This is a genomic window from Pararhizobium sp. LjRoot235 (assembly GCF_964254145.1).
Classification (GTDB): domain Bacteria; phylum Pseudomonadota; class Alphaproteobacteria; order Rhizobiales; family Rhizobiaceae; genus Pararhizobium.
Genome location: NZ_CAXUSP020000001.1, coordinates 1,643,629 through 1,663,097, shown reverse-complemented (window position 1 = coordinate 1,663,097; position 19,469 = coordinate 1,643,629). Strand labels below are relative to the sequence as shown.

Genomic DNA, 19,469 nt, shown 5'->3' with positions numbered 1-19,469 from the left:
AGGCCTGCGCTCGGCACATGGCTGTCATGCATATTAAATGATTGCAGTTCGCCCAAAAAACCATCATATCGACTGCAGCTGATGCAGTTTGGTGGCTTTTTCCTCCCAGTGCCACCGCAGCAGCTGTTCCCCTCTGGAGGTTTAGATACCTTCATAACTATAAAGGGCCCAAGTTTTCTTGTGGCCCTCTTTTTTTGCCTTGAATTCAAGCACATCCTTATAGTTGCAATTTTTCTTGGCGCCGAGCATTGAAATCGTCGCGCCACTTTCCCATATCGATTTCAGCTGATGCAGATGGTGGTCTTTTTCCTCCCAGTGCCACCGCAGCAGCTGTTCCCCTCTGGAGGTTTTAACCTTCACACCTAAAAGGGCCCTGTTCTCCAGTGGCCCTCTTTTTTTGCCCAGAATCCTCCCTCACAGAGACGTGATTTGAATATCGGAAAATTCCGATCTATAAATCGGTATATCGTGATTTGGCGATACAAGGTCGATTGATGGACAAGGACGAGATCCTGAAGGCGCTGGCGCATCCGAAGCGCATCGAGATGCTGGGATGGATGAAGGAACCGGAGGCGCATTTTTCCGACCAGCATTATCCGCTGGACATGGGCATCTGCGCCAGCCAGTTCGAGCGTTGCGGTCTTTCGCAATCGACCGTCTCCGGCCATCTGGCGATCCTGCAGCGCGCCGGTCTCGTCACCACCAAACGCGTCGGCCAGTGGGTCTTCTACAAACGGAACGAGGAGACGATCCAGGCGTTCCTGAACGACATCAGCAACACACTCTGACGGGGTGATCCGCCCGCCAGCCTTATCCTCCCAGCCAGCCCTTTATCCTCCCAGAATGACTATCCCCGCAACGAACGAAAAGGACTTCCCATGACTTCCCTCTTCGACCCGATCAAGATCGGCGATATCGAGATTGCCAACCGCATCGTGATGGCGCCGCTGACGCGCAACCGCTCCCCGGGCGCCGTTCCGAACACGCTGAACGTCACCTACTACGAACAGCGCGCCAGCGCCGGCCTCTTGATCACCGAAGCGACCGCGATCACCCATCAGGGCCAGGGTTATGCCGACGTTCCCGGCCTCTACAGCAAGGAAGCGCTGGACGGTTGGACACAGGTCACCTCAGCCGTGCACAAGGCGGGCGGCAAGATCGTCGTGCAGATGTGGCATGTGGGTCGTATCTCTCACACGACCCTGCAGCCGAACGGCGGCAAGCCCGTGTCGGCATCAGCCATCCAGGCGAAGTCCAAGACCTATCTTGTCAATGAAGACGGCACCGGCACGTTCGCCGAGACCTCCGAGCCCCGCGCCCTCGAACTCGCTGAAATTCCCGGCATCCTCGAGGATTATCGCAAGGCAGCGCGAGCGGCCATCGATGCCGGTTTCGACGGCATCGAAATCCATGCAGCCAATGGCTACCTGATCGACCAGTTCCTGCGCTCCGGCTCGAATGTCCGCACCGACCAATACGGCGGACCGATCGAAAACCGCGCCCGCTTCCTTTTCGAGGTCGTCGATGCGATCACGAAGGAAATCGGCGAAGGCCGCACCGGCATCCGCATTTCGCCGGTAACGCCGGCCAATGACTCGTCCGATCCGGACGCCCAGGCGCTCTTCACCTACGTCGTCGAAGGCCTGGCGAAGTACAAGCTCGCCTATATCCATGTCATCGAAGGCGCGACCGGCGGCCCGCGCGATTTCCAGCAGGGCGAAAAGCCGTTCGATTACCGGGCGTTGCGGACTGCCTATGAGAAGGTCGGCGGCAAAGCCGCATGGATGACGAACAACGGCTACGACCGCGAACTCGCCATCGAGTCCGTCGCGCAGGGCAAGACCGACCTCGTCGCCTTCGGCAAGCCCTTCATCGCCAATCCGGACCTCGTGCAGCGCCTGAAGGACAACGCGCCGCTCAACGCACCGGACCAGGCCACCTTCTACGGCGGCGGCGCCAAGGGCTATACCGACTATCCGCTGCTTGAAAAGCAGGTCGCGTGAGATTCGTAGAGATGTAGATCCCGCCCCTCACCGGGCGGGATCTGTCCTTAAATCGATTCCGATTTAAGGAATTATGCGGTAGACCTTCGGCGTTTTCCGGAGAAACCCAATGCAGCTGCGTAACGCCGAAGACGCCGACCTTCCCGCTATCCGCGACATCTACAACGATGCCGTCCTCAACACGACGGCGATCTGGAACGACGCGCAGGTGGACCTCGAAAATCGCGCGGCGTGGCTCACGGAGCGCCGGCGCCTCGGCTATCCGGTGCTGGTGGCCGTCACCGATGACGGCACGATCGCCGGTTATGCCTCCTTCGGCGACTGGCGGGCCTTCGACGGCTATCGTCACACGGTCGAGCATTCGGTCTATGTCGAGAAGAACCAGCGCGGCGGCGGCATCGGCAGGATGCTGATGCTGGCCCTGATCGAGCGCGCGGCCGCCTGCGGCAAACATGTGATGGTTGCCGGCATCGAGGCCAACAACGCGGCATCAATCCGGCTGCACGAAAAGCTCGGCTTCGTCATCACCGGCCAGATGAAGGAAGTCGGCACCAAGTTTGGCCGCTGGCTGGATCTGACCTTCATGCAACTGACCCTGCCGGATCAAGCATAGACCATCTCCCGGCGCCGGCGCATCGGTGCTATCAAGAACTGTCGAGATGTTTGGCGGATGGCCCAGGTGCGGATGAGGCACGAGAAACAGCGGCGGATACGGCTTGCGGTCCTGTTTGCCGCAACCTTCGGCCTCGCCGCGATCTCAAGCGCGCCCCGCGCCGCTGCACAGCCGGAATGGCGCACGCCGCCCTGCGTCTACTCGGTCAGAACGGCGGAGACGACGCTCTGCGTTCGCGCCCACAGCTACAGCCGCGACATCTGCACAGCCCTTGGCCATTTCGCCGCGGCCAACGCTTTGCCGCCTGATTTCTTCGCGCGGCTGATCTGGAAGGAAAGCCTGTTCCGTCCGGATGCCGTCAGCCCGAAGGGAGCCGAGGGCATTGCACAGTTCATTCCCGCGACCGCAAAGCTGCGCGGGCTTTCCAACAGCTTCGATGCCCTGGAGGCCCTGGGGAAATCGGCCGAATATCTCGATGACCTGCGTAACCGCTTCGGTAATCTCGGCCTTGCGGCCGCCGCCTACAATGCCGGGGAAAGCGGGCTGGAAACATTTCTGCGCACCGGCAACCTTCCTCACGAAACACGCGCCTATGTGCTCGCCATCACCGCCCATCCGGTGGAGGAATGGAAGGACAATCCGCCGGAGACGCTCGATCTCAGGCTCGACAAGGACAAGCCTTTCTACGATGCCTGTACCGCCCTTGCCGACAAGCGCCGCCTCAAGGACGTGGTGTTCGACGAGGAAGGTACCTGGGCGCCCTGGGGCGCGCAACTTTCGGCGCATTTCCAGAAATCGGTGGCGCAGCGGCTGTTCCTCGCCACCGTCAAGCGCATGCCGTCGCCGCTCAATGCGGAAAAGCCGCTGATCCAGCGGGAGCGCAACCGGGCCTTCGGCACCAGACTGCGCTACACCGCCCGCATCGGCCGCGAGACAAGGCGCGAGGCCGAAGCGGTCTGTACCGAAATCCGCAAAGGCGGCGGCGCCTGCATCGTGTTCAGGAACTGAGGCGTGATCGAGCGACCTCCGACACGCGGGGCGCTGGCAAGGCGCGCTGCGAAGAGGCTTTCTCCGGTGGCAGGCAGCCGAGGCTGGCAAGCGTCGTGCGCACAGCCTCGTCGATCGGCGTCCAGGGTTCGGCGCCGATGACAGCCACCAACCGATCGTTCGGCATGCGCAGCGGCTCCTGCCAGATGTAACGCATCTCCCGCAATTCCTTCAACAACGGCACGAAGGGTGCTGCGAACGGCATCATCCACCACGGGAACGCCTTGACCTTGAGGCGCGGATTGCCATTGGCGCGGCGGATCGCGGCGACCATCTTCGTGCCGTCATCGTCCCAGAAGCCCTGCATGTGATAGACGGCGAAGGCGGGCAGGGTTTCGCGGCGATCGATCAGCCGCGCCATGGTTTCGGCGACATCCGGCAGATAGGCCCATTGGTGACCGATGCCTTTCTTGCCGGGATAAGTCACCGCGGCGAGGGGTTTTCCGGGGGTGACGAGCCCCTGCGAGAACCAGTTGTTGGCAGCGCCCGGCCCGAAGAAATCCCCTGCCCTAACCACAATGACGCGAACGCCTTCCGCTGACGCGGCCGCCAGACGCCGTTCCATCTCGGCGCGGATCTTTCCCTTTGCCGTCACCGGGTTCTGCGGCGATTTCTCATGCAGCAGCGGGAAGGCGTCGGGACCGAAATTGTAGATGGTGCCCGGCAGAAGCACCGTCGCGCTGGTCGCCTTGGCGGCGGCGATCGTATTGTCGATCATCGGCAGCACCAGCGTACCCCAGTTGCGGTAACCCGCCGGATTGACGGCATGAACGATCAGGCCTGCACCTTCCGCAGCCGCAAGCACGTCGACGGCGCTCATCGCATCGCCCTGCACCCATTCGAAGTCCGGGCTTCCTGCCGCGGCCTTGGCGGCATCGCGATGGAGGGCGCGTATCGTCCAGCCGCGGGCCTTGAGGGTTCGGGCGACCGCGCCGCCGATGCCGCCAGTCGCGCCGAGGATGAGGGCAATCTGTCTTGCTTGGCTGGTCATGTCGCGTCTCCTTGTTCGATGAGACGATCCTGATTGCAAACGCGGTTAAACGGAATTGCCGAAATTTCTTTATCTGATATACAAAAACGAATGAGCGAAATCGAGCCCAGTTGGGATTTCTACCGTACTTTCCTGACCGTGCTGAAGGAAGGGTCGCTGTCGGCCGCCGCGCGCGAACTGGGGCTGACGCAGCCGACCGTCGGCCGGCATATCGATGCTCTCGAAGGCATCATCGGCTTCCAGCTGTTCATCCGCTCGCCGCAGGGGCTGATCCCGACGGAATCCGCACTCGACCTCAAGCCGCATGCCGAGCAATTGGCGGCCAATGCGGCGGCGCTGCTGCGGGCGGCAACCGGACAGGGAAGGACGGTGCGCGGCACGGTGCGCATCAGCGCCAGCGAGGTGATCGGCATCGAAGTATTGCCGCCCATGCTTGCCGCCCTCAACGAGCGGCACCCCGATCTTGCCATCGAGTTGTCCGTGTCGGACGCGGTCGAAGATCTCCTGCGCCAGGAGGCCGATATCGCCGTGCGCATGGTCGCGCCGGCACAGGACGCGCTGATCACCCGGCGGATCGGCGGCATTCCGCTCGGGCTCCACGCACACCGCCGCTATCTCGACCTGCACGGCGTGCCTGAAAAGCTGGACGATCTGCGCGACCATCGAATGATCGGGTTCGACCGCGAAAGCGCCTTCGTCCGCGCCATGCGCAAACGCGTGCCGCTCCTCGACATCATGCGGCCGACGCTGAAATCGGACAGCAACCTTGCCCAGATGGCGATGATCCGCGCCGGCTGCGGCATCGGCGTCTGCCAGGTGGAGCTTGCCAAACGCGATCCAAACCTTATGCGGCTGCTCGCCACCGAGTTCGAACTGCCACTGGAAACCTTCGTCGTCATGCACGGGACGATGAAGACGACGCCCCGCTGTCGCGTCGCCTTCGATGCGCTCGTTGAGGGGCTTCTGGCCTATGTCGGGAAATAGCAGACCGGCTACAGGTGCCGGGTAGTTTTCACCGGTCGTGCGTGCCAGTCGTCATTGCGCCCATCGAAATAGTGGACCGGCGCGGCAAGCAATTCGTCGACATTGAGATCGTCCAGGCATGTTGACGTTGCAATATCTGGCGCCCGTTATATTTGGAACGTCCACCACTCGAACGGGCGCACAGCACATTGCCGGCAAAGGAGATGATACGCGACGCCGGCGTTGAACTGTTAGTCGATCAGGCCCGCCTCACCGGCCAGCAGGCGGAAAGCCTCGGGGGAACCCGGAGCGGCGGAGCGGATCCTGTAGGCCTCGCCCGGAATCTGGCCAACAAAAAACCCGCCGTTTCCGGCGGGCTTGTGACGTATCAGCCCTGCCTTACTTGCAGGCTGCGCAGAAGCGCTGAATGCGCTTGCAGGCTTCCTCGAGCTGTTCTTCCGAGGTCGCGTAGGAGATGCGGAAGTTGGGGCCGAGGCCGAAGGCGGAGCCATGGACGACGGCGACGCCTTCGGATTCGAGAAGCTCGGAGACGAAGTCTTCGTCCGTCTCGATCACCTTGCCCGACGGCGCGGTCTTGCCGATCAGGCCCTTGCAGGACGGGTAGACGTAGAATGCGCCCTCAGGAGACGGGCACTCGATGCCCTTGGCCTGGTTGAGCATCGAGACGACGAGGTCGCGGCGACCTTCGAAGATCTTCTTGTTTTCCGGAATGAACGCCTGCGTGCCATTGAGCGCCTCGACGGCGGCCCACTGGGCGATCGAGCAGGCGCCGGAGGTCTGCTGGCCCTGGATCATGTCCATGGCTTTGATCAGCGCGAGCGGGCCTGCCGCATAGCCGATGCGCCAGCCGGTCATGGCATAGGCCTTGGAGACGCCGTTCATCGTCAGCGTGCGTTCGTAGAGCTTGGGCTCGACCTCGACCGGGGTGGCGAACTTGAAGTCGCCATAGGTCAGGTGCTCGTACATGTCGTCCGTCAGGATCCAGACATGCGGATGCTTCAGAAGCACGTCGGTCAGGCCTTTGAGCTCCGCATGGGTATAGGCGGCGCCGGACGGGTTGGACGGCGAGTTGAAGACGAACCACTTGGTCTTCGGCGTGATCGCCTTGTCGAGATCAGCGGGCGTCAGCTTGAAATTGTTTTCCTGGGTCGCGGCGACGAACACCGGCGTGCCGCCGCAAAGCGCCACCATTTCCGGATAGGACACCCAGTAAGGTGCCGGAATAACGACTTCATCGCCTGGATTCATCGTCGCCATGAAGGCGTTGAAAAGAATCTGCTTTCCGCCAGTGCCGACGATCGTCTGGGCGGCGGTGTACTCGAGGTTGTTCTCGCGCTTGAACTTGCTCGCGATCGCCTCGCGCAGTTCCGGAATGCCCGAAACCGGCGTGTACTTCGTCTCGCCGCGGTTGATCGCGTCAATGGCCGCTTTCTTGATATTCTCCGGCGTATCGAAATCCGGCTCACCGGCGCCGAGCCCGATCACATCGCGACCCTTGGCTTTCAGTTCCCGGGCTTTCTGGGAAACGGCGATGGTGGCGGATGGCTTCACACGGGAAAGGGCGTCGGCAAGAAAGGCCATGATGTGGTTTATCCTGATCAGGTTGAAAACAGCATGCGAGCCAGCGGGAGCGGTCTTTGCCAGGCTCCATAGCGGTTAGGTGTATGTCGAAAGACAGCCCCGGTTTCAAGCGCAAAGCGCCCGGAGAGCCGGCAAAATGCGTGACCATGACAATGTTTCATCAGTCGCATCACGGATTGGGATGAATCACTTTCTCGGCAGCGCGGCGCAGATGCTTGAATCGACTCCGATTTTTCATGCCCGCGAAAGAAACACGAAAGGCAGGTGCAGCGCCTTCGGGCCTGAAGGAGAATAACGCATCACAGCCGAGATTTATTCTTCAAAAACAGGAGCTTTGCGACATTTCCGCAACGCCTTGATTTGGTCACAACAAATGCCGTGGGCTGCCGCAATTCCGTCCTCGTGCAGACGATTTCGGAGCCTTTTCTGAGGATCTACCGAATCCATCCGCACCGAGGGGCCACGCAATGTTTGTCGATACGGAAATCGGCGCCACGACACCGCGCCGCCAGCATATGCCATATGTCGAATATCTGCTGGTCGCAGCCCTTGTGGCCGTGACGATCGTCCTGTTTTTCGTGATGGGCTTTTTCTCGGAGGCCTCGGCCGAAACCGGACAGGACCGACCGCAGCATTTCGCCGGCTATGTACGCCCCAACGACATGGGCACCGGTGCCCTGCTCTTCCCATCCAAGGAACCCGGCTCCTTCGTCGAGGCACCCCGGCTGGCGACCGACGTTCAGATCGACGTCAACGGCCCGATCCTGCGCACCCGCGTCACGCAGCGGTTCCAGAACCCGAGCAAGGGCTGGGTCGAGGGCACCTACGTCTTCCCGCTGCCGGAAAACGCCGCTGTCGATACGTTGAAGATGCAGATCGGCGACCGCTTCATCGAGGGCGAGATCAAAGCCCGCGAGGAAGCGCGCAAGGTCTATGAGGAAGCCAAGGCCGCCGGCAAGAAGACAGCGCTTCTGGAGCAGCAGCGCCCCAACATCTTCACCAACCAGGTCGCCAATATAGGCCCGGGCGAAACCATCATCGTGCAGATCGAATATCAGAGCAGCGTGCATCAATCGGGCGGCGAATTCTCGCTGCGGTTCCCGATGGTTGTCGCGCCGCGCTACAATCCGGATCCGATCGTTGAGACCGTCGATCTCGATCCCAATTCCGGCTATGCGGTCCGCGATCCTGTACCGGATCGCGACAAGATCACGGCCCCCGTGCTCGATCCGGCGGAGAATGCAAAGATCAATCCGGTAACGCTGACAGTCAACCTCAATGCCGGCTTCCCGATTGGCACCGTCACCACGTCGTTCCACGAGACCGATGTCCAGACGGTCGATGACATGGCACGCAAGATCACCCTAAAGAATGGCGGCGTACCGGCCGACAGGGATTTCGAGCTGAGCTGGCAGGCAGCAGCCGGCAAGGCGCCGCATGCGGGGCTCTTCCGCCAGACGATTGACGGCAAGACTTATCTGCTCGGCTTCGTGACGCCGCCGGCCGACGAGGCGGCAACGGAAACGACGCCGAAACGCGAAGTCGTCTTCGTCATCGACAATTCCGGTTCGATGGCCGGCAAATCGATCGAACAGGCGCGCGAAAGCCTGGCGCTTGCCATCTCCAAGCTGCGGCCGGAAGACCGGTTCAACGTCATCCGCTTCGATGACACGACGAGTGTGCATTTTCCCTCCCTCGTGCAGGCGACGCCGGACAAGCGCGAAGATGCGATCGCGTTCGTGCGCGGCTTGGCGGCCGAGGGCGGTACGGAGATGCTGCCGGCGCTGGAGGCAGCCCTTCGCACCCAGGGACCGATCGAGCCGGGCGCGTTGCGGCAGGTCGTATTTCTGACCGATGGCGCGATCGGCAACGAGGCGCAATTGTTCGAGGAGATATCGAGGAACCGCGGCGACGCCCGTGTCTTCACCGTCGGGATCGGCTCGGCTCCCAACACCCACTTCATGACCAAAGCCGCCGAACGCGGCCGCGGCACCTTCACGCTGATCGGCTCGGAAGACCAGGTGGCCGCCCGCATGGGCGAATTGTTCGACAAGCTGGAAAACCCGGCGATGACAGACATCGCCGTCACCTTCGACGGCGCGAATGCGCTGGATATTACGCCGAACCCGATGCCGGACCTCTATCGCGGCGAGCCGGTGGTGCTGACCGCACAGCTTGACGGTGCGGCACCCGCGGGCAAGCTGCAGATCACCGGCAAGACCGGCGACCAGCCCTGGCGTGTCGAGATGGACATCGCCAAGGCGTCCGAAGGTAAGGGCATTGCCAAGCTCTGGGCGCGGCGCAAGATCGACGATCTTGAGGCAAACGCCTATGCGGTGAACGACCAAGCTGTGCTCGACAAGCAGATCGAGACGGTAGCGCTTGCCCATCACCTTGTTTCGCGAGTCACCAGCCTGGTTGCCATCGACGTGACGCCGTCGCGTCCGGCGGGCGAGCCTGTTGCCAGCACCGACGTGCCGCTCAACTTGCCGCAGGGGTGGGATTTCGAGAAGGTGTTCGGCGAGAAGACGCTTCTGGAAGGTCAACGCAAAGCCACGCTTGAACAGGCCGAAGAACAGGCGATGCTGGTCGCCGACCGGATGGCCGCCGCGCCGACGGCGCGTGCCGCCAGCCTGATCGCGGAAGCGGGCAATCAGGTGAACCTGCCCCAGACCGCAACACTCGCCGACCGGTATATCCTGATCGGCCTGATGCTGCTGGCCATCGCCGTGATGGCGGCCTCAACCTTCGGCCTGTGGCGCTGGCAGATGCGCGGCCTGATCCTGGAGGCACGCAGCCGTGTCCAATAAACAGACACTCGACGGGCGCAGCGGCTTTCTGGCGCGCCTCAACATGCTGGAAACACTGGTGCTCGCGGGCATTTCCCTCGTCGCGATCGCTGGCCTGATGCTGGTCGGCAAGGGGTTCTACATGAAGACCAAGGCCGAGGTGTCGCAGGTCCTGCTGAAGCGAAGCTTCGAGGCGCAGCTGCATGGCGAGACCAACGTCAAACCCTGGCCCTGGGCCGATTTCTCGACCGAGGCGGAGATCACCGCGCTCCGCATCGGCAAGACCGCGATCGTGCTGTCCGGCGCCAGCGGCGAGGCGCTGGCCTTCGGTCCGGCGCGGCTCGCCAACACGCCGGCGCCGGGCGAACTCGGCACCTCCGTAGTAGCCGCCCATCGCGACACGCATTTCCGCTGGCTGAAGGACGTCAGGCCCGGCGATCTTCTGGTGATCACCCGCAAGGACGGAACGAACCTGACATTCCGCGCCGGCCCGGGCCGGATCGCCCGCTGGGACGAGAGCGGCATCAACGCGGATGCACCCGGCCGCAATCTGGCGCTTGCCACCTGCTGGCCGTTCGATGCGACCGAGCAGGGTCCCCTGCGCTACATCGTCCAAGCGGAGCTTGTTTCCGATGCGCCGCAATCGAAGCTCTCGGCGCTTCGTCGCCCCGTCCAACTGCCGGTAAAAACCTTTTGATCGGCCTTGATCCCTTCGTGCTCGACCCCAGCTATTCTGCGTAACGAATGGAGGCCGGGATGAAGACGATGCTTGAAAACCTGTTTACGTCCGCCGGCCTGGCGGTGATCCTTTTCGCAAGCCCTTCTCTCGCCGCCGACGAGCCGCAGTATTCGACCGAGAAGGTATCTGTTCAGGTCGAAACGCTTGCCTCCGGCCTCGACAATCCCTGGTCCGTCGAAGTGATGCCGGACGGCGGCTTCATCATCACCGAGCTTGGCGGCACTCTTCGCATCATTCGCGACGGCAAAGCATCCGCGCCGATCCGTGGCGTTCCGAAGAGCGCGCGCCAAGGGCAAGGCGGACTTCTCGATGTCGCGCTTGATCCCGATTTCGCAGCCAACCGCACGATCTTCCTGTCGATGGCGGTTGCGGATGGGGGCCGCTATGGAACGGCAATCGTGCGTGGCGTGCTTTCAAAGGACGCAAAGGACCTGACCGGCGTCAAGGAACTCTTCCGGATGAACAAATTCACCGGCAAGGGCCAGCATTTCGGATCGCGCATCGCGATTGCCTCCGACGGCAGCCTGTTCTTCGGCATCGGCGATCGCGGCGAGCGGGATCGGGCACAGGACATGCGTGACCATGCGGGCTCGATCCTGCACATCAACCCGGATGGCAGCATCCCCGCGGACAATCCCTACAAGGACGGCAAGGCCGGGCTTCCGGAAGTCTGGTCGAAGGGACATCGCAATCCGCAGGGCATCGTCATCGACCCGAAGGATCACCAGTTGCTGACCGTCGAGCATGGTGCACGCGGCGGCGATGAGGTCAACGCGCCGCAGCCGGGCAAGAACTACGGGTGGCCGGTCATCACCTATGGCAAGGACTATTCCGGCGCCGAGATTGGCGTCGGCCAGGCAGCGGAAGGCTACGAGCAGCCGCTCTACTATTGGGATCCGTCCATAGCACCGGGCGCGATCGACGTTTATCACGGCGCGATGTTCCCGCAATGGGAGGGCGATCTCTTGGTATCGGCGCTGAAATACCAGCTGCTGGCGCGGCTGGAACGGGATGAAAGCGGCAGCATCATCTCGGAGGAACGCCTGTTCGAGGGTGAATTCGGCCGTATCCGCGACGTCAAGGTAGCGCCCGACGGCGCGGTCCTGATGGTGACCGACGATGGGGCGCTGCTGCGCGTCTCCGCGGTGGACAAAAAAAGCTGAAGGGCGCTACTTTTCGCCTCAAGCGGCGCACTTGCCCGAATTCGATGCAACTGCTACCAGATCGCCGGACCAATCCGCATCTCTGCCGCGCCTGCCTATCGTTCCGACGTGCGGCGTTCCCGTGTCGCGGCTTCAGGAACCGCATCGTGACCCGTATCCAGGCCAATCTCTTCCTGCTGTTTTCCGGTGCCGTCTGGGGCGCGGGCTTCGTCGCGCAATCGACGGCGATGGATGCGATCGGCCCGCTCTGGTTCATCGGCCTGCGCTTTGTCATCGCCACGGTGGTCGCTGCACCGCTGGCGCTCTGGGAAACCCGCAAGGCACGCGGGCCGATGCCGAAATCGAGCATCCGCAACTTTATCTGGATCGGGCTTGCTCTCTTTGCCGGCGCCACGACCCAGCAGGTCGGCCTTTTGACGACCAGCGTCACCAATTCGGGTTTCCTCACCGGACTCTACGTCGTTTTCGTGCCGATGCTGACCGTCATCTTCCTGCGTAGGAAGCCCCACTGGGTCATCTGGCCGGCGGCCTTCATGGCGACACTTGGAATTTTCCTCCTGAGCGGCGGCGAGCTGGCGCGCCTCACGAGCGGCGATGTCCTGACGATTGTCTGCGCGATGTTCTGGGCCATCCAGCTCATGCTCGTCGGCATCTTTGCCGGCAGCACCGGCCGGCCGATGGCCCTGTCGATGACGCAGTTCGCAGTCTGTGCCGTGCTCGGTTGCACAGCCGGCGCCCTCTTCGAGCCGCTTGATCTTACCGCCGTGGCGAACGCGCTGCCGGAGATCCTCTATGCCGGCTTCTTTTCCAGCGGCATCGGCTTCATCTGCCAGGTGGTCGGCCAGCGCTATACGACCGCGCCGCAGGCGGCGATCTTCCTGTCGAGCGAAGCACTGTTTGCCGCTCTGTTCGGCGTCCTGCTGCTCGGAGAAACGATCACCCCGCTCGGCTATGTCGGCTGCGCGATCATTTTCGCGGCCATGCTGATCGTGGAGATCATACCTGAACTGATGAAGGCGAAAGCCGTTGCCGCCGGAGCGTGATTTTTACGCGCATTCCTTTTCGGAATAACGGCGGTGCCATCTCGGGGAAATGTCCGGTTTTTCGAGCAGGCTAATATTTGGCGAAACTTCCCGAGTGGACCGTGAGACCTTGGCATTCTGCGACATATCATGCCGCAAACAGCTCAAAAAGCGAGCAGATCAGCATAAATCGTAATATTTTCAATAGCTTGCAATATATCCGTAGAAAAATCATATTTTTCGGCAGTTGATTGCTTTTTGAACAAACCAAATCAGCACACTTGTTCCAAAAAACTTTTGCTTGCCAATTTAAAATAAACACAGCAAGCTTATCGGGTTCGGGCAATCTGCGAACACGGGAAGACCTTTAAATAACGCGCGCCGGGCACGCAAAATGTACCGGGCAGTCGGACAAAGACAGTGTTCGATGGCTGGCTGCAATTACAGGACCCTTTCCTCATAGTCGAGAACTGCCTGCCGCACGCCCCATGGGCAAACATTGTAATGCTGCCCGCCGCATCCGGGCAGAGGAAAAAGGACCTGACGCATGGCCGAGACTGGCATTGTTAAATTCTTCAACACCGACAAGGGCTTTGGCTTCATCAAACCCGATAACGGGGGCGCCGACATCTTCGTGCATATCTCCGCAGTGCAGGCCTCAGGCCTGAATGGACTGTCGGAAAATCAGAAGGTCAGCTTCGACACGGAACCGGATCGCCGCGGCAAAGGCCCGAAGGCGGTTAACCTGCAGGTCTCGGGCTAAGCTGCCGAGCTGCTGCAAACAGATTCAGTTGAAGCCCGGCCTTGCTGCCGGGTTTTTTCATTCACCCTGCGTTCAGTTTCGCCACAATATCCTGTTTTCATCATCAGGAACTAAAACTATCCGACCCAAAACAGGATCGAAACAATGAACAAGTGTATCAAAGCCGCCGTTCTTGCCCTTGCCACCGCGGCGACTGTCATCCCGACAGTCACGTCCGCGCAGGCTGGAGACTGGGGCCGCCGCCACCATCACCGCGGCGATGCCGTTGCGGCCGGCGCTCTCGGACTTGCCACCGGCGTGATCATCGGCGGCGCCATTGCCAGCCAGCCGCGCTACCAGGAGCGGGTCTATGTCGACCCGGAGCCGGAATATTACGAACCGCGCCCGGTCTATCGCCGCGCCCGCCCCGTGGTGGTCGAAACGTACGGCGAACTGGAGCCATGGACACCCGGCTGGTACCGCTATTGCTCGCAGCGCTACCGCTCGTTCGACTCCCAGTCCGGCACCTTCGTCGGTTATGACGGCAGGGAGTATTTCTGCAGGGCCGGCTAAAACCGCAATGTGACTTCACAAAAAAGGCACGTGCCGATCGGCACGTGCCTTTTTTGTCGTCTCGATACAACGCCGCGCGTCAAACCTGGCGCACAAAGGACGCTGTAGCACTTTGAAACCGCTGCGGCGCCGTCCCCGGCGTCGCCTACAGGCCGCGAAGGTAGGGATTGGTGCGGCGCTCCTCGCCGATCTGCCCCCCTGGCCCGTGGCCGCAGATGAAGCCGACGTTATCGCCGAGCGGCAGGATCTTGTCGCGAATCGAATCAAGGAGTTGCTGGTGGTTGCCGCCTGGCAGATCGGTGCGGCCGATCGAGCCATGGAACAGCACGTCGCCGACATGGGCGAAACCCTGTTTGCGGTTGAAATAGACGACATGGCCGGGCGCATGGCCTGGGCAATGCAGCACCTCGAAGACGTGATCGCCGAAGGAAACGGTATCTCCCTCCTCCAGCCACCGGTCCGGCAGCACGTTCTCGACCTTCATCGCCAGCCCGTACTTTTCCGCCTGCGCCTCGAGCCTTTCGAGCAGCGGCTTGTCGTCCTTGTGCGGTCCGATGATATCGAGGTTCAGGGCGTTCTTGAGCTCCTTGGCGCCGCCGGCATGATCGATATGGCCGTGGGTCAACCAGATCGCTTTCAAACTGATGCCGTTTTCCTTGATAGTCTGCAGGATGACGTCAACGTCGCCGCCCGGATCGACGATCACGCCCTCCTTGGTTTCGCTGTCGAACAGAACCGTGCAATTCTGCTGAAAATGAGTAACCGGAATGATGCCCGCCTGTAGCATGCCGCCTCGCTGTCAAACTGTGTTGCGAAGCATATAGGACGGACACGATGCAATGGAAACGGCCAATCGCACGGAACCGCTTTGCGTGATCAGCGGCGCGGCGACCGCCAGACCAGACAAATCGCTTTAGCGCGCTTCGGCAACTTCAATGGCTGCCGGCAATGGCGGCTGGAAGTTGACCGTGGTCATCAACAGAGCGAAGACCGCAAGCTTGGCGGCGATAACCGTGATGACGACCGGGCGCAATTGACGCGCGGTCGAATACGAATCCTGAGCAATATCCTCTTGCATCTGAATATCCTCCCGTTGGCGTCTAAACCCCGCCGTTGCGCGAATGGTTCCGGCAAAAGCGGAACAACTGCAGTATTTTGCATTGTCCTGATTTTCTCAGTTCCATGGGGAACACCGGCAGAATGCGCCGTTTCGCCACGCGTGGGGCGGCGCGCGTGGCGGTCCTGCCAGCGATCTTCTGTTCGGATGCCGTATGAAGAAGCGGCCGCTGCCGGGTTGACAATACGGGTGATCGTCACACGCAGCAGCGGCGTGTTCAGCGTGCTGGCACCGACAAGAAAGGCGGCTCGGAGGCCGCCCTTCTCAATTCCGCGCAGCAGCCCCGCCAGGGTTCACTCGGCGGTAGCGGCCACCGGATAGACTTCCTTCGTGTAGTCGTTCATCAGCGTCTCGGAAATCGTAGCCGGCCTGAACCTATAGGGACCGATCTCCGAGACCGGCGTCACTTCGGCGGCCGATCCGGTCAGGAAGCACTCGGTGAAGCCTGCGAGTTCTTCCGGCATGATCGCCCGCTCGACCACCTCATAGCCGCGGCGCTGGGCAAGTTCGATGACCGTCTGGCGCGTGATACCATTGAGGAAACAGTCTGGTGTCGGCGTGTGGATGACGCCATCCTTGACGAAGAAGATGTTGGCGCCTGTCGCTTCTGCGACCTGGTCGCGATAGTCGAGCATCATCGCATCCGCATAGCCCTTGGCCTCGGCGGCATGTTTGGAGATGGTGCAGATCATGTAGAGACCGGCGGCCTTGGAGGCGCAGGGTGCGGTCCTCGGGTCCGGGCGGCGGTATTCGGCGATGTCGAGGCGAATGCCCTTGAGCTTTTCGGCCGGATCGAAATAGCTGCCCCACTGCCAGATGGCGATGGCGACATTGATGCGGTTGTTCTGGGCCGAGACCCCCATCGATTCTGAGCCGCGCCAGGCGATCGGCCGGACATAGGCATCGGCGAAGCCCTGGCGCTTGAGAAGCTCGATCGTTGCCGCATCCAGTTCCTCGACCGAATAAGGCACCGTGAAGCCGAGGATTTCGGCCGACTTGTGCAGACGCTGATTGTGCTCGGTCAATTTGAAGACGCGGCCGCCATAGGCGCGCTCGCCTTCGAAGACAGCGCTGGCATAATGCAAGCCATGCGTAAGCACATGGATCTTTGCGTCCTTCCAATTGACGAATTCACCGTTGAACCAGATCTGACCGTCCAACTGATCAAAGGGAACTGCTGCCATCGTCTCATCCTCCGGCGCGTAAACGCCATTCTTTGCGTTGATTGTCTTTCCTGTTTCAGTTTTACCGTCAAACTGAAGCGAGGAAAATCAGTTTTGGTGATTTTGGATTGGCGATCAGAGCGGCACGGCCTATCTTCAGGGACAGGCCAGCGTCGAATGTTCGCCCTACTGAGGTAAAGACGCTTACAAATGGCGAAAAAATATGTCAATATTGCTGACGTATTTTTTCGAAAGTTTCGCAAAGTGCGTTGAAATTGAAAGGAAATGACGGCGTGGCAGGACAGCCGAACCAGAAGGCCGATGGGGATATCTCTCCGGCCGGGACAGACAAGACGGACGCAGTGGATTTTGAAATCATCGAGCTCTTCTTCTTCGCCTATCGGGATTTCACCTCTGATCCGGACGTGATTCTCGAAAAACGCGGCTTCGGGCGGGCGCATCACCGCGTGCTGCACTTCGTCGACCGCGAACCCGGCATGACCGTTGCCGATCTGCTCGACACGTTGAGGATCACCAAGCAGAGTCTTGCCCGTGTTTTGAAACAGCTCATCGATTCAGGGTATATTCACCAAGTTGCCGGACCGGAGGACCGCCGGCAGCGCAAGCTCTATACAACAAAGGAAGGCAAGACGCTGGCAAGGGCCTTGGCCGAGCCACAGTCGCGGCGCATAGCCGAAGCCCTGGCCAAATCCGGCCCCGGCGCCCGCGACACGATCAAGCGCTTCCTTGCCGGCATGAAGACCGCCGACGAAAACTGAAATCCCGGCTTGCCGAGCCGGCAGCGACAGGACAGGGCATACGAGAAATGACAAAGACGCCGAGGATCGACGACGATGCCGCCCATCTTCTGGTGGTCGATGACGACCGCCGCATCCGCGATCTTCTGAACCGCTACCTGATGGAAAAGGGATTTCGCGTGACCACGGCGGCGGACGCCGGCGAGGCGCGCCGCAAGCTCGAGGGCATCGATTACGACCTGTTGATCGTTGACGTGATGATGCCCGGTGAAACCGGAATTTCGCTGACCCAGAGCCTGCGCAAGATCAAGACCGTGCCGGTTATCATGCTGACGGCACTGGCGGAATCAAATGCCCGCATCGAGGGCCTGGAGGCCGGCGCCGACGACTATCTGCCCAAGCCCTTTGATCCGCGCGAACTGGTGCTGCGCATCAACAATATCCTGCGGCGCAACGCTCCCGCCAAGGCCCCGAAGATCGAACAGGTGATTTTCGGCCCCTTCACCTTCTCCGTCGTGCGCAAGGAATTGCGCCGGGGCGCGGACCATATCCGCCTCACCGACCGGGAGCAGGAAATCATGATGCTGTTCTCCCAGCGTGCCGGCGAAACCATTCCACGCCATGAACTGGTGAGCGACGACGCCGAGGTCGGCGAACGAACCATCGACGTGCAGATCAACCGTCTGCGCCGCAAGATCGAGGACGACCCCTCAAACCCCGTCTGGCTGCAGACGGTGCGCGGCATCGGCTATCGGCTGAGCGTGGACTAGCGAAATGACCCGGCTGAGTTCTCATGGCAAGTTTTGATATCCTGCGGCGCTATCGGACGAAAACGGGGGACACCACCTGGAATCGTGTCGTGCGCTGGCTGCGGCGGCAATTGCCGATGGGGCTCTACGCCCGCTCGCTGCTGATCGTCATCATTCCCATGGTCCTGTTGCAGTCGGTCGTTGCCTTTGTGTTCATGGAACGTCACTGGCAGCTTGTCACCCAGCGTTTGTCGGCAGCCGTAACCAGCGATGTCGCCGCGGTCATCGACCTGATCGATGCCATGCCGGAAAGCGACTATCCGACGATCGTGCGGATCGCCCGGGAAAAGCTGGACCTCAACATCTCCATTGAGCCGGACGGCGAATTGCCCGCGCCGCGTCCGAAACCTTTCTTCGAGATTCTCGACCAGATTCTCAGCGAGGAGATCTCCCGCCAGATCCACCGTCCTTTCTGGATCGATACGGTCGGCGATTCCGATCTCGTCGAAATCCGCATCAAGCTCGACGGCGAACGCATCCTTCGCGTCTATGCCCGCCGCAGCCAGGCCTACGCCTCGAATACGCATATCTTCATCGTCTGGATGGTCGGCGCCTCGCTGGTGCTTTTGACCATCGCCATCCTCTTCCTGCGCGGCCAGATCCGGCCGATTCTGGCACTTGCCAAGGCGGCGGAGAGTTTCGGCAAGGGCCAGAAGATCGACGATTTTTCGCCTCGCGGCGCCGACGAAATCCGCCGTGCTGGCCTCGCCTTCATCCAGATGCGCGAGCGCATCGAACGCCAGATCGAGCAGCGAACCGCCATGCTGACCGGCGTCAGCCACGACCTGCGCACCATTCTCACCCGCTTCAAGCTGCAACTGGCGCTTGCCGGCGATAACGCCGATCTCGATAACCTCAACCAGGACGTCGAGGACATGCAGAGCATGCTCGAAGGATATCTCGCCTTTGCGCGCGGCGAGGCCGAGGAAGACGTCGGCGAACTGAAGCTGCACGACCTGATGAACCGGCTGACGCTGGAAGCCGAACTGCAGGGCAAGACCGTGACGACCGCGGTCGAGGGCGACGACAATGTGCGCGTACGCCCCAATGCCTTCACCCGGCTGGTCGCCAACCTCGCCTCGAATGCCTATCGCTATGCCGACACCGTCCATATCGACGCCAAGCACAGCACGAAATGGATCACCGTCACCGTCGACGACGATGGCCCCGGCATTCCCGAATCGTCGCGCGACGACGTCTTCAAGCCATTCTTCCGGCTCGACGAAGCGCGCAATCTCGACAGTTCGGGAACCGGCCTTGGCCTCGCCATCGCCCGCGACATCGCCCGCAGCCACGGCGGCAATGTTATATTGTCGGATAGCCCATTGGGTGGGTTGAGGGCGACCGTGCGGGTGCCGGCGTGATCGGCAACATC

At 61.2% G+C, this 19,469-nt stretch carries 20 protein-coding genes; 14 read left to right on the top strand and 6 right to left on the bottom strand.

Annotation, left to right across the window (positions count from 1 at the left end):
* Positions 1–141 precede the first annotated feature (141 nt).
* On the bottom strand, positions 142–360 hold the full coding sequence (locus tag ACSQ2Z_RS07920; protein ID WP_436080690.1) for a hypothetical protein: 219 nt from the start codon (positions 358–360) through the stop codon (positions 142–144).
* 134 nt (positions 361–494) lie between these two features.
* Between ACSQ2Z_RS07920 and ACSQ2Z_RS07915 the strand changes: the two genes are divergently transcribed.
* The 4 genes from ACSQ2Z_RS07915 to ACSQ2Z_RS07900 all read left to right on the top strand — a co-directional run bounded on the left by ACSQ2Z_RS07915 (position 495) and on the right by ACSQ2Z_RS07900 (position 3,624).
* Positions 495–788 carry an ArsR/SmtB family transcription factor gene (locus tag ACSQ2Z_RS07915; RefSeq protein WP_436080689.1) on the top strand — a complete coding sequence of 98 codons (294 nt, stop codon included), beginning with the start codon at positions 495–497 and terminating at the stop codon, positions 786–788.
* A 90-nt stretch (positions 789–878) separates the two neighbouring features.
* Entirely contained in the window at positions 879–2,003 is a 1,125-nt protein-coding gene (locus ACSQ2Z_RS07910) for an alkene reductase (protein WP_436080688.1), read from the top strand.
* Positions 2,004–2,112: 109 nt separating this feature from the next.
* Positions 2,113–2,616 (top strand): N-acetyltransferase family protein, encoded by a 504-nt coding sequence (locus ACSQ2Z_RS07905; protein WP_436080687.1) that lies wholly within the window; start codon positions 2,113–2,115, stop codon positions 2,614–2,616.
* Between the two features lie 57 nt (positions 2,617–2,673).
* On the top strand, positions 2,674–3,624 hold the full coding sequence (locus ACSQ2Z_RS07900; protein WP_436080686.1) for a lytic transglycosylase domain-containing protein: 951 nt from the start codon (positions 2,674–2,676) through the stop codon (positions 3,622–3,624).
* Here the strand turns inward: ACSQ2Z_RS07900 and ACSQ2Z_RS07895 are convergent.
* Positions 3,614–4,654 carry an NAD(P)H-binding protein gene (locus tag ACSQ2Z_RS07895; RefSeq protein WP_436080685.1) on the bottom strand — a complete coding sequence of 347 codons (1,041 nt, stop codon included), beginning with the start codon at positions 4,652–4,654 and terminating at the stop codon, positions 3,614–3,616. The two genes, ACSQ2Z_RS07900 and ACSQ2Z_RS07895, sit on opposite strands and share 11 nt — an antisense overlap.
* Positions 4,655–4,744: 90 nt before the next feature.
* On the opposite strand from ACSQ2Z_RS07895, the gene ACSQ2Z_RS07890 reads away from it, so the two are divergent.
* Positions 4,745–5,638, top strand: coding sequence for a LysR family transcriptional regulator (locus ACSQ2Z_RS07890; protein ID WP_436080684.1), 894 nt, complete (start codon positions 4,745–4,747; stop codon positions 5,636–5,638).
* 378 nt (positions 5,639–6,016) lie between these two features.
* On the opposite strand, the gene ACSQ2Z_RS07885 is transcribed toward ACSQ2Z_RS07890, so the two are convergent.
* Positions 6,017–7,219 carry a pyridoxal phosphate-dependent aminotransferase gene (locus ACSQ2Z_RS07885; protein WP_436080683.1) on the bottom strand — a complete coding sequence of 401 codons (1,203 nt, stop codon included), beginning with the start codon at positions 7,217–7,219 and terminating at the stop codon, positions 6,017–6,019.
* A gap of 467 nt (positions 7,220–7,686) precedes the next feature.
* Between ACSQ2Z_RS07885 and ACSQ2Z_RS07880 the strand changes: the two genes are divergently transcribed.
* The 6 genes from ACSQ2Z_RS07880 (at position 7,687) to ACSQ2Z_RS07855 (ending at position 14,247) form a co-directional block, all read left to right on the top strand.
* On the top strand, positions 7,687–10,029 hold the full coding sequence (locus ACSQ2Z_RS07880; RefSeq protein WP_436080682.1) for a marine proteobacterial sortase target protein: 2,343 nt from the start codon (positions 7,687–7,689) through the stop codon (positions 10,027–10,029).
* Between the two features lie 43 nt (positions 10,030–10,072).
* A complete protein-coding gene (locus tag ACSQ2Z_RS07875) occupies positions 10,073–10,705 on the top strand; it encodes a class GN sortase (RefSeq protein WP_436083019.1) in 633 nt (210 codons plus the stop codon).
* 59 nt (positions 10,706–10,764) lie between these two features.
* Positions 10,765–11,910: a PQQ-dependent sugar dehydrogenase gene (locus ACSQ2Z_RS07870; protein ID WP_436080681.1), complete on the top strand. Its 1,146-nt coding sequence runs from the start codon at positions 10,765–10,767 to the stop codon at positions 11,908–11,910.
* 146 nt (positions 11,911–12,056) lie between these two features.
* Positions 12,057–12,953 (top strand): DMT family transporter, encoded by an 897-nt coding sequence (locus ACSQ2Z_RS07865; protein ID WP_436080680.1) that lies wholly within the window; start codon positions 12,057–12,059, stop codon positions 12,951–12,953.
* A 526-nt stretch (positions 12,954–13,479) separates the two neighbouring features.
* Positions 13,480–13,695, top strand: a complete 216-nt coding sequence (locus ACSQ2Z_RS07860; RefSeq protein WP_037098666.1) for a cold-shock protein — start codon at positions 13,480–13,482, stop codon at positions 13,693–13,695.
* 144 nt (positions 13,696–13,839) lie between these two features.
* The gene (locus tag ACSQ2Z_RS07855) at positions 13,840–14,247 is read left to right on the top strand and encodes a BA14K family protein (protein ID WP_436080679.1); all 408 of its coding nucleotides are present in this window, start codon (positions 13,840–13,842) and stop codon (positions 14,245–14,247) included.
* Positions 14,248–14,392: 145 nt separating this feature from the next.
* Here ACSQ2Z_RS07855 and ACSQ2Z_RS07850 read toward each other — a convergent pair whose 3' ends face one another.
* The 3 genes from ACSQ2Z_RS07850 to ACSQ2Z_RS07840 all read right to left on the bottom strand — a co-directional run bounded on the left by ACSQ2Z_RS07850 (position 14,393) and on the right by ACSQ2Z_RS07840 (position 16,548).
* Positions 14,393–15,034 carry an MBL fold metallo-hydrolase gene (locus ACSQ2Z_RS07850; RefSeq protein WP_436080678.1) on the bottom strand — a complete coding sequence of 214 codons (642 nt, stop codon included), beginning with the start codon at positions 15,032–15,034 and terminating at the stop codon, positions 14,393–14,395.
* Between the two features lie 126 nt (positions 15,035–15,160).
* A complete protein-coding gene (locus ACSQ2Z_RS07845) occupies positions 15,161–15,325 on the bottom strand; it encodes a hypothetical protein (protein ID WP_436080677.1) in 165 nt (54 codons plus the stop codon).
* Positions 15,326–15,657: 332 nt separating this feature from the next.
* Entirely contained in the window at positions 15,658–16,548 is an 891-nt protein-coding gene (locus ACSQ2Z_RS07840) for a branched-chain amino acid aminotransferase (RefSeq protein WP_436080676.1), read from the bottom strand.
* Between the two features lie 272 nt (positions 16,549–16,820).
* Between ACSQ2Z_RS07840 and ACSQ2Z_RS07835 the strand changes: the two genes are divergently transcribed.
* From ACSQ2Z_RS07835 to ACSQ2Z_RS07825, 3 genes are read left to right on the top strand one after another with little or no spacing between them, the layout of a single operon-like run.
* Positions 16,821–17,306, top strand: a complete 486-nt coding sequence (locus ACSQ2Z_RS07835) for a MarR family winged helix-turn-helix transcriptional regulator (RefSeq protein ID WP_436080675.1) — start codon at positions 16,821–16,823, stop codon at positions 17,304–17,306.
* Positions 17,307–17,353: 47 nt separating this feature from the next.
* Positions 17,354–18,055 carry a response regulator gene (locus ACSQ2Z_RS07830; protein ID WP_436080674.1) on the top strand — a complete coding sequence of 234 codons (702 nt, stop codon included), beginning with the start codon at positions 17,354–17,356 and terminating at the stop codon, positions 18,053–18,055.
* 23 nt (positions 18,056–18,078) lie between these two features.
* Complete coding sequence (locus tag ACSQ2Z_RS07825; RefSeq protein ID WP_436080673.1) at positions 18,079–19,458, top strand: ATP-binding protein; 1,380 nt, start codon at positions 18,079–18,081, stop codon at positions 19,456–19,458.
* Positions 19,459–19,469 lie beyond the last annotated feature (11 nt).